At 27.3% G+C, this 9662-nt stretch carries 11 protein-coding genes; 9 read left to right on the forward strand and 2 right to left on the reverse strand.

Annotated features, from left to right (window positions below; translation table 11 throughout):
- Window positions 1–2: 2 nt before the first annotated feature.
- From BB_RS06635 to BB_RS06660, 6 genes are all read left to right on the forward strand, one after another.
- Window positions 3–569 carry a DUF226 domain-containing protein gene (locus BB_RS06635; RefSeq protein WP_010883807.1) on the forward strand — a complete coding sequence of 189 codons (567 nt, stop codon included), beginning with the start codon at window positions 3–5 and terminating at the stop codon, window positions 567–569.
- Window positions 545–1294, forward strand: coding sequence for a ParA family protein (locus tag BB_RS06640; RefSeq protein WP_010883808.1), 750 nt, complete (start codon window positions 545–547; stop codon window positions 1292–1294). The genes BB_RS06635 and BB_RS06640 overlap by 25 nt, the downstream gene beginning before the upstream one ends.
- Window positions 1295–1343: 49 nt before the next feature.
- Complete coding sequence (locus BB_RS06645) at window positions 1344–1922, forward strand: chromosome replication/partitioning protein (protein ID WP_008882906.1); 579 nt, start codon at window positions 1344–1346, stop codon at window positions 1920–1922.
- Window positions 1923–1925: 3 nt separating this feature from the next.
- Complete coding sequence (gene bdr / locus BB_RS06650) at window positions 1926–2594, forward strand: Bdr family repetitive protein (RefSeq protein ID WP_010258659.1); 669 nt, start codon at window positions 1926–1928, stop codon at window positions 2592–2594.
- Between the two features lie 470 nt (window positions 2595–3064).
- Window positions 3065–4390 carry a DUF244 domain-containing protein gene (locus BB_RS06655; RefSeq protein ID WP_010883809.1) on the forward strand — a complete coding sequence of 442 codons (1326 nt, stop codon included), beginning with the start codon at window positions 3065–3067 and terminating at the stop codon, window positions 4388–4390.
- Between the two features lie 52 nt (window positions 4391–4442).
- Window positions 4443–4868 carry a DUF261 domain-containing protein gene (locus BB_RS06660; RefSeq protein ID WP_010883810.1) on the forward strand — a complete coding sequence of 142 codons (426 nt, stop codon included), beginning with the start codon at window positions 4443–4445 and terminating at the stop codon, window positions 4866–4868.
- A gap of 5 nt (window positions 4869–4873) precedes the next feature.
- Here BB_RS06660 and BB_RS06665 read toward each other — a convergent pair whose 3' ends face one another.
- Entirely contained in the window at window positions 4874–5650 is a 777-nt protein-coding gene (locus BB_RS06665) for a tyrosine-type recombinase/integrase (protein WP_044283646.1), read from the reverse strand.
- 430 nt (window positions 5651–6080) lie between these two features.
- Between BB_RS06665 and BB_RS06670 the strand changes: the two genes are divergently transcribed.
- On the forward strand, window positions 6081–6839 hold the full coding sequence (locus BB_RS06670; RefSeq protein WP_010883812.1) for an ErpK protein: 759 nt from the start codon (window positions 6081–6083) through the stop codon (window positions 6837–6839).
- Between the two features lie 61 nt (window positions 6840–6900).
- Here BB_RS06670 and BB_RS06675 read toward each other — a convergent pair whose 3' ends face one another.
- A complete protein-coding gene (locus BB_RS06675) occupies window positions 6901–7569 on the reverse strand; it encodes a hypothetical protein (protein ID WP_010883819.1) in 669 nt (222 codons plus the stop codon).
- A gap of 177 nt (window positions 7570–7746) precedes the next feature.
- On the opposite strand from BB_RS06675, the gene BB_RS06680 reads away from it, so the two are divergent.
- Together BB_RS06680 and BB_RS06685 are read left to right on the forward strand one after the other, a co-directional pair.
- Window positions 7747–8313, forward strand: coding sequence for a DUF603 domain-containing protein (locus BB_RS06680; protein WP_010883820.1), 567 nt, complete (start codon window positions 7747–7749; stop codon window positions 8311–8313).
- Window positions 8310–9662, forward strand: coding sequence for a PBSX family phage terminase large subunit (locus BB_RS06685; protein WP_010883813.1), 1353 nt, complete (start codon window positions 8310–8312; stop codon window positions 9660–9662). The genes BB_RS06680 and BB_RS06685 overlap by 4 nt, the downstream gene beginning before the upstream one ends.

Genomic DNA, 9662 nt, shown 5'->3' on the forward strand with positions numbered 1-9662 from the left:
ACATGGAAAATGCACCAGAACCTATTGAAGCTGTAAAAAAAGGCAAATGTAAAGTTGAATGCCAAAATAAAGAACGCTTTATTTTAATTGAAAAAGAAAATGGTAAAGCAATGTACCATACAAAAATAATGATGGATATTTATAAATTTGGAGTATATGAGAAAAAACACGAATTTAGATTATCATTGAGGGCCTTATTTAATGGAGAAAGAATTGTTGAAGAAACTCATTTATACCCAATTAAAGAAGGAGATAAGTTTATTGGTATTTTTTATGGCTACAGAAAACCAATAAAAAAGCCATTAATAAAGTATCAAATAAACGGGGCTAGAAAAGCATATGCATTAGCAAGGGCATATTATATGGAATTTAGATTTAAAGCCGGAAGTGTCTTTTGCTATTTCAAGGGATTATATCGATTATTAGATAAAAAAAGAACAAATAATCATTACAACAAAGTTTTATTTAGTATGTTTACGGATTTAGAACAACAAGTGTATAAATTTTATGGGAAAAAATACCCGGAACAAGGACCGTTAATAAAATGGATAATAAAAAACCTAAAATAATAACAATAGCGTCAATCAAGGGCGGTGTTGGTAAAAGCACAAGTGCAATTATATTTGCAACCTTATTGGCTCAAAAATATAAGGTATTATTAATAGATATAGATACTCAAGCATCCACCACTAGTTATTATTATGATGATATACAAAAATCCAGTATAGATTTAAGAAAAAATAATATATATGAAGTTTTAATAGAAAAATTAGATATTAATCGATCAATCGTTAATGTAGCGAATAATTTAGATTTAATACCTAGTTATTTGACTTTACATAGTATAAATGCTTTTGGTTATAAGCACACTTTTGATGAATTTAGATTAAAAAAAGAGCTTAAACATATAGATGTTGGATATAATTTTATTATAATTGATACTCCCCCAAGTTTGGATTTTACTTTAACTAATGCTTTAGTTTGTTGTAACAATGTAATTGTCCCCTTGACAGCAGAAAAATGGACAATTGAAAGTTTTGACCTTTTGAAATTTTTTATGGAAAAAATAGGTGTAGAATTGCCTACTTATTTTATAATAACGAGATTTAAAAAAAATAATACACATAAGCAATTGTTGGAAATGCTGAACTCCAAAGAAAATTTTTTAGGAATGATATCAGAAAGAGAAGATTTAAATAGAAGAATTGCTAGTAATTCTTCTTTTGATTTTCAAATGGATTATATAAAAGAGTATAAAAATTCATTAATGAATTTTTATGCAAAATTAAAATAATTATAATTATAAGTTCGACGCGTTGAACTTATAATTAAGGAGGCTTGTTATGAAAAATAATACAAAATTAATAATCAATAAAAGGGATATTGATTCTGAGGGGAATGCATTACTTGTAGATTCTTCTAATGTTAGTAAAAATGGTGTTGAAACAGATCGTTATAATACTTTGAAAAAGAAATTGTATGTAAACCTTAGAGAAGGAGTTTCTAATAGAGTAGAATGTATGAAAATCTTAAAAGAAATTAAAGATAATGAATACTATAAACTTGATGGATACAAAAGTTTCGATGCTTTTATAAAGGATTATGATGTTGCAAAAACTCAAGCGTATAACTATTTAAAAATTGCCAATGCAATAGAAGCAGGAGTTATTGAGGAACAATATGTATTAGATAATGGATTTAGATTAATATTAAGTGTATTGAAAGATAAAGAAAGTCCAGTATTGAAAAAATCTAAACAAAACTCAATAAAACCATTGAGATTTCAACTTAAAACTCAAGAAAGTTATGATTTTTACAAAAGCAATGCTAAATTTACAAGTTTTATGATGCAAGAGATTTTTGAAAATCAAAAAGATTTGATTAGTAAACTTTTAAAAATGTATAAACAATTAAAAGGATAATCTATGAACAATTTAGCATACAAAACATATAACATAGAAAGTATAAAAAACGAATTTTTAAATATAGGGTTTAGCAAGGAAGCAATAGATTTTGTTTTTCTGCATAATGATAATTACAACTTTGAATTTTTAAAAGAGAAAATAATTGATATAGAGAAGAATTTGCAAAAAGACATATCTAATTTAGATGCCAAAATAGACAATGTGGAAAAGAATTTAAATTTAAAAATAGATGGTTTGAATATCAAAATAGACAATGTAGAAAAGAGCTTAAATGCCAAAATAGATAGTTTAGATACTAAGATAGATAATGTAGAGAAGAATTTAAATATTAAAATAGATAGTGTTAAAAATGAACTTAATTCTAAAATAGATAGTTTAGACGCCAAAATAGACAATGTAGAAAAGAGCTTAAATGCCAAAATAGATAGTTTAGATACTAAGATAGATAATGTAGAAAAAACTTTGCAAAAAGATATATCTAGCTTGAATACTAAAATAGATAGTGTAGAAAAAACCTTACAAAAGGATATATTTAACCTAGATAATAAAATAAATGTTTTAAAAAACGAACTTACTGCAAGTAATAGAACAATACAAGTAATTTTAATAATGGGAATAACACTTGCTCCAATTATTTATTCTATATTCAATAAGTATTTTTTAAATTAAGAATGATTAAAATTTTATAAAGTAATAAGTTAGTATATAGCTTTAAAGTAGAAATTATTTGAATTTTTTAACAAGAGAATTTAAATAGGTTCTTTTATTTTAACAAATACAAAATAATTTTAATTCTAAATTGAACTGAATTTAATCGTTTAGTGAGTTTATCTAAAATAAATTGAGCTAAGCCCGCGGCTTTATTAAGCTCTTTAACATGAGAATTGAATAAAGCTTTTATTTATTATAATAATTTCTGTAAAAAGCCTGACAAAAATAGTTTTTGTTATACATATGTATATGTATAGCTAAAAAAATATATTGCTATCAAAAAAATCCAATTAAGTTGGGTTTAGCTAAGTTCTTTAACAAGAGAATTTAAATAAGCCCAACTATTTTTTTGTAAAAATTTTTGTAAAAAAGTTGGCAAAAATAGTTTTTGCTATATACTTATTTATTACTAAATAAAGGAGGAAAACATGAACAATGTTTCAAACAATAATAATCCACAAGACAATATTCAAGGAGAGCTCAAAATGATAAGTATTAATCAACAAAGTTTTACTGGTTGTGAAATATTTGAGGAAAAATCTTCTCCCATTAAAGAAAAAAGTAAATTAAGTAAGATAGGTAAGAAATTACCAGGAATAAGCAGTCAAGAATGTTTTAGATTTAATCGAAATATTGATTTTAGTGTGCAAAGAAACAAGTTAGATAAATACGGTGCTAGTGAAGTAGGCAGTATTCTTGTTGGAGGTGCTGGGCTGAAAGATTTAATGATAAACAGAGTGCTTAAATATTTTGATATGAGCCTACCTTTTGAAGAGAATTTATATATGCTCAAGGGCAAAGAGTTAGAGAATTTAGGATTTAGAGAGTTTGTTAAAGCATACGGTGATAATATTGATATTTTATATAAAAATAAATATGCCAACGGTGTTGATAAGTATAATTATTTCAAAAAAATGGGCAGTTCAGAAACTTTAGTGGGCTCAACAATTGATGGCTGGTTTATTAATAATAATGGCGATTTAGAACTATTAGAGATTAAAAGTAGCGACTCTAATTATATGAGTAGTGCTATTGCTGAGTACAATAAAAATGGCAATTTTTTAAGCAGTAAATATTTTTTCAAATATTATGTACAAGCACAAGTGCAGCTAGCGTGCACTGGGCTTGAGTATTGTAATTTGTTCTTTTTAATAGATGCTGCACCAATTAACTGTAAGATTAAAAGAGATGAGGCCTTAATATCAAAAGTGTTTGAATTTGTTAATAAATGTGAATTAGAAATTATAAATTTGAAAAAAGATATTTATAGTAACTATAGAGAGGAATACTTAATGGCACATAATTTTAACGAGGATACGTTTATAAAACTTGTTGAAGATTTAGTAGAAAGGAGTGATTTTTATAGTTCTGGAGTTGAGTTTGATTGGGCAAGAGAATTTATAGAATATGTTGATTGTGCAGACCTTGAAATTAAGGATAATCAATCTGCTGAAAATCTTGCGTATGATTTAATGGAGATTGATAGTCTACAAAAAGAATTAAATAGAATCCAAAACGAAAATAAAAAAAGAGAAAAGCCCATTAAAGATAGGTTGAAGATGCTAATTTACAATATTACGAATACATATCCACTAATTGAGCAGTTAAATTATAAATTTGGAGAGTTTGTGTTTACTCTTGACCCTAAGAAAAGGGCAATATCAGATAGATTAAAGGGACTGCTGCCAACAAGTGGTACAGTATTTTTCCCTAGCAATATAGCATTTGCAAATAATGTTAGTGTCCCCATGTGAATGGGTGCACTAAAAAATTAAAAAAATAAATTTAATATAGGAGGATTAATTAATGCTTATTAATAAAATAAAACAAGATAATAGAACTTTAAGACCGGAGATACAAAAATGGGGTTGTTACTTTTTGTGTCTACATTACTATACAAGTCTATTTAAGCAACGTGAATTTAATGCGTATGAGATAAATGCAGCGTATTATAGATTTATAGGACTTGGATATATTAAGAGCAATTGTTTTATTATAAATCCATGTATGATACTTAATTATTACGGAATTAGAAGTAGCGTGAGATATGAATCTTTAAATTATTTAGGTGCAGCCAATGAATTTGAAATAAGTGAAGTTAAAATCGATAAGGTTAATGGATATCACTTTATAGCAACAAAAAATAAAGAAATATTATATGATTCACTTGACTTGAAACCTCGTGGAAAAATATTTAAAGTAACTTCAAAGCGCATATTTAGACTAAAGTAGTTTTTTTAAAGTTTAAGGTTATTTTTCATGCATTTATAAGCGTGAATTTTGTTAGCAGCAGAGAGTCCATAAATATTATCAATTTCATTGGTTGAATGATATTTCATAAGTTCTTTAATCTGGAAAGAGTTATAGCCATTAGATTTTAAATTTGAAATAAATAAATTTCTAAATAAATGAAGAGATTTATTAGCACGAAAGCCTGATTTTTTAAGAAGAATTTTAAATTTTTTAGAAATATTGATAATGCTAATTTGATTATCTTTAAATTTATGTTTGGTTTTTTGGAAAAGGTAGGTACGCCTTGAGTCGAGATTTTTGTCATTAAAGTAATTTTCGTGAGCTTTTTGAATAGCCTCAAATTCTTCAGATTTGATGACAATTTCTCTAATGCAAGTGATATTTCTTTTTTTAGCTACATTTACTTTTATATTGTAGAAAGTTTCTCCAGTTTTGCTTAGTAGCGGGGTAATATCTTGCATTTTAACTTTTTGAATTTCTGCACCCCTGCACCCACTTATTGCGAGTAGATGTAGAAACCAACCAGAAATTGGGTCAGTTTGTTTTAATGTTTTGACGCATTTTTCAATTATTTTGCTACTTTTTGAGGTTAAATAAAACTTAGGAGTTGGTTTTGAAGATTTTTTAGTAGGCTTAGAAGAAATTTTTAGTGAATTTTTAAGAATTTTATTTTCATTTACCACATTTTGATAATCTTGAAATAGTTTGAGCATAAAATCCATATTGAAATTATTTAAATTAAAATAATTATTCATATCTATAAAATCCTCTCCTTAGAAGTGTTACTTTTAAATTAAGTAAAAGTAATAAAAATTTAATAAAAATGTAATTTATATTTTATCAAAAACCTAAAATTTTAGTCAAATTTTGGGTGTTCTCATTGCATGCGAAATTTGGGTTGTGGAGTGGCTGTGATAAACAGAATAGGCATTTTTTGAGGGTGTCGGATAAGAAAGACAGTATACTTTATCTAATATATAGCAAAGACTTTGAAATTTAAGTTGTATGGATTTTGTAGTCTTTTGTAATGAGTGGTGCATTTGCAATGGAGAGATTTTGGGGAGTTGGTTAAAATTATATTTGCGTTTTGTTAATATGTAATAGCTGAATGTAACAAAATTATATATTTAAATCTTTGAAAAATTGTAATTATTCGGTGTTGCGTTAGATTTAAGACTTATGGAGCAACTTATGAATAAGAAAATGTTTATTATTTGTGCTATTTTTGCGCTGATAGTTTCTTGCAAGAATTACGCAAGTGGTGAAGATGTAAAAAAAAGTTTAGAACAAGATTTAAAAGGAAAAGTTAAGGGATTTTTAGATACAAAAAAAGAAGAGTTTTTTGGAGATTTTAAAAAACCAGAAGCAAAAGTTCAACCAAAGGATGAAGAATCTATGCAAGCTGATGAGCCTCAGGAGCAGGGCGAAGATCAAGTGGTTCAAGGTGTTGCTGAAGATCAAAAATTAAAAGAAGAAATTGAACAAAAAATAAAAGAATTAAAGGATAAGATAGAGAAGTCGGATCCTAAAAGTGTTTCTCTTAAAACATATTCTGATTATGAAAAGGAAATAGAAGAATTAAAGGAAAAACTAAAAGATAAAGAAAAGTTTGAAAAAGAATTAGAAATCCTTGAGAAAGCTTTAAATGAAAAAATAGAGAAAAGAAAAAAAGAATTAGAAGAGTCTCAAAAAAAATTTGAAGAACTTAAGGGTCAAGTTGAATCTGCAATTGGAATAACTGATGGAGAAAGGGCTAAAAATCAAGGGAAAGTTGGAATAGAAGCCTTGCGGCATGCTCGGGGTTTGGGCTTTAAAAATATTTCTAGTGGTAATAGTACTAGCGATATAGCTAAAGAAATAATAGTAAGCTCGCTTAAAAAGATTGAAGAAGAGCTTGAAGAGCTTAAAAAGTTAGAGAAAGAATCTAAAGATTCTAATAAAAAAGAATAGAAAAATTTTTTTTACAATCATAAATTATAATATAACAAGACTCACAGCGAGTCTTGTTATATTATTTAAAATACGTACTATATTTCTTGTATAGTTTTTGAAAGCTATCAAGATCAAAAGTTATAGAACTAGTTAATTTCTCAGGATCTTCACTTTCAGGAATTTCAATTGTTATTGTTACGGTTTTATGTTTTAATAATTTTGGCAGTAAATTTTCTATGCCCGGATCAGAGGTTCTTAGATTAATCCTAATATATTCTGAAAGCTTATTATATGAATTATTCCAAATTTCCCACATAACTCTATTATTTACAAATTTTTGATTTAATTCTCTTATTATTTTTTCGGGGCCATTATCAAAAAAAAATTTAACTTTCACTTTACTAATGTTTGCACGTATATCATTTAACATAGGGTATGGATTGTTAAACTTTGCTTTGTAATGGTATTCTAAGTTAAAACCCATATAAGAGGTTTCTTTGCCGTCTTTAATATCCTTTAAAGTGGTAAAACTAAGACGACTTAATTGTTCATCTTCTCCTATAAAGATAGTAGAAAAACCCCCTTCATCAGCACTAAGAGTTTGAAAAAAGGATATGTGCGTATCTGTTTTGCCTTTCTTATGATAATATTTTTCCATATATCCCTTGTATTGAGATTGATCATAAGAAAAACTTATTGTTACTTTTAAAAATAATAAAAATAATAAAAATATTTGTTTTTGATTCATATAAATGCTCCTTTTTGGATATTTGAAATGTTTGGTTTTTATATTAATAAATATTGTAAATATAGGGCAGTTGTTAATAGGTATAAAGAAATTAATAATTTATGTTAATTGAATTAACAAATTGCTTTACTATTTAGAGTAACAATTTGTTAATTTTGTTATTTTAGGAGAATTTTCTTGAAAAGAGCCAAAAGGTCTTTTGATGATTATGTTGCATATTTTAGAGAAGGATTGTTAGATGATAGGGAAATAGCGGATAAATTGGGGGTTTCTAGGGTAAATGTGTGGAGGATGAGGAAAAAATGGGAAAGTGGAGAAAGTGTTGTTAACCAAGACTCTAGAGTAACAATTAGTGAAGATACTTTAGAACACCTTTTATCACAAACTTTTAAATCAGAAGTTAACGCTAGGAAAGTTATAAGTGAATTAGATATAGAGTGTGCTAATTTAAAATTAGGATTTATACGTGCATTTAAGCAATATTCTAGTGTTGAACTTACTGGTATGCGAACTAAAATAGAAAATTTAAGAGCCGAAATTGATGCTTTAAATAAAGCAAGTAGTAAAAAAAACAAGCAAGTTGTTAATGGAGAAATTAATTCTTTAAAAAGCGAGCTTGATGAATATATAAAGGAGTGTTCAATAAGAGAAATGGAGCTTTACTATGAATGTATGAAAAAACTTACAACTGCTAATGAGGCTGAAAGCAAAAGCAACTACAAAAATAGTAAAGGGCACAAGTGAACTTATATCAAACAAAACTTTTTACAACACTACAAAAGGAATACAAAAATAAATATGGAGTTGATATATCACAATTTGTAAAGCTAACAAATTCTTCAATTAATTTTGATAAGTTTGAAGAAAAACAGTTAACTTTAAAACAAAAAAATGTGATAAAAAGTATTAAAAAGAATAATGAAAAAAAGATTATACTCAGCGGCGGCATAGCTAGCGGCAAAACGTATCTTGCATGCTATCTTTTTCTCAAAAGTTTAATTGAAAATAAAAAGTTATATTCTAGCGATACGAATAATTTTATTATTGGGAATTCACAACGCTCAGTTGAAGTTAATGTTTTGGGACAATTTGAAAAGCTATGTAAACTTCTTAAAATTCCTTATATTCCAAGACATACAAATAATTCATATATTCTGATTGATTCACTACGTATTAATCTATATGGTGGAGATAAGGCAAGTGATTTTGAAAGATTTAGGGGAAGTAATTCGGCACTTATTTTTGTTAATGAGGCTACAACTTTACACAAGCAAACTTTAGAGGAGGTCTTAAAAAGACTAAGATGCGGGCAAGAAACTATTATTTTTGATACTAATCCCGATCATCCAGAACACTATTTTAAAACCGATTATATTGATAATATAGCGACCTTTAAGACATATAATTTTACAACTTATGATAATGTGCTACTTAGTAAAGGATTTGTCGAAACACAAGAAAAGCTATATAAAGATATACCATCATATAAAGCAAGAGTTTTGCTAGGTGAGTGGATAGCAAGCACTGATTCAATTTTTACACAAATAAATATTACTGATGATTATGTATTTACTAGCCCGATAGCATATTTAGACCCAGCATTTAGTGTTGGCGGGGATAACACTGCATTATGTGTTATGGAGCGAGTTGATGATAAGTATTATGCTTTTGTATTTCAAGACCAAAGACCAGCTAATGATCCTTATATTATGAATATGGTAAAGACTGTTATAGAAAATTTCAATGTGCATACACTGTATTTAGAGGATAGAGATAATACAAAAGGTGCTGGTGGATTGACCCGTGAATACATCTTGCTAAGAAGTAATATAAGCCAATATTTTAGAATTGTTCCAGTTAAGCCAAAGTCTAATAAATTTAGCAGAATAACAACGTTAATTACGCCGTTTACTTACAAAAAACTTTACATTACAAAGTACAGTAGTTCTTCTGTATTTAATGATATTTATTCGTATAAGGGGGATAGCAAAACCCATGATGATGCTCTTGATGCAATGTCTGCAGCATATTTGATGTTGTCTTTAGGATATAGAGAGCGAAGTGTTCACTTTGGCAATCAAAGATTTTTGTAA

Source organism: Borreliella burgdorferi B31 (assembly GCF_000008685.2).
Classification (GTDB): domain Bacteria; phylum Spirochaetota; class Spirochaetia; order Borreliales; family Borreliaceae; genus Borreliella; species Borreliella burgdorferi.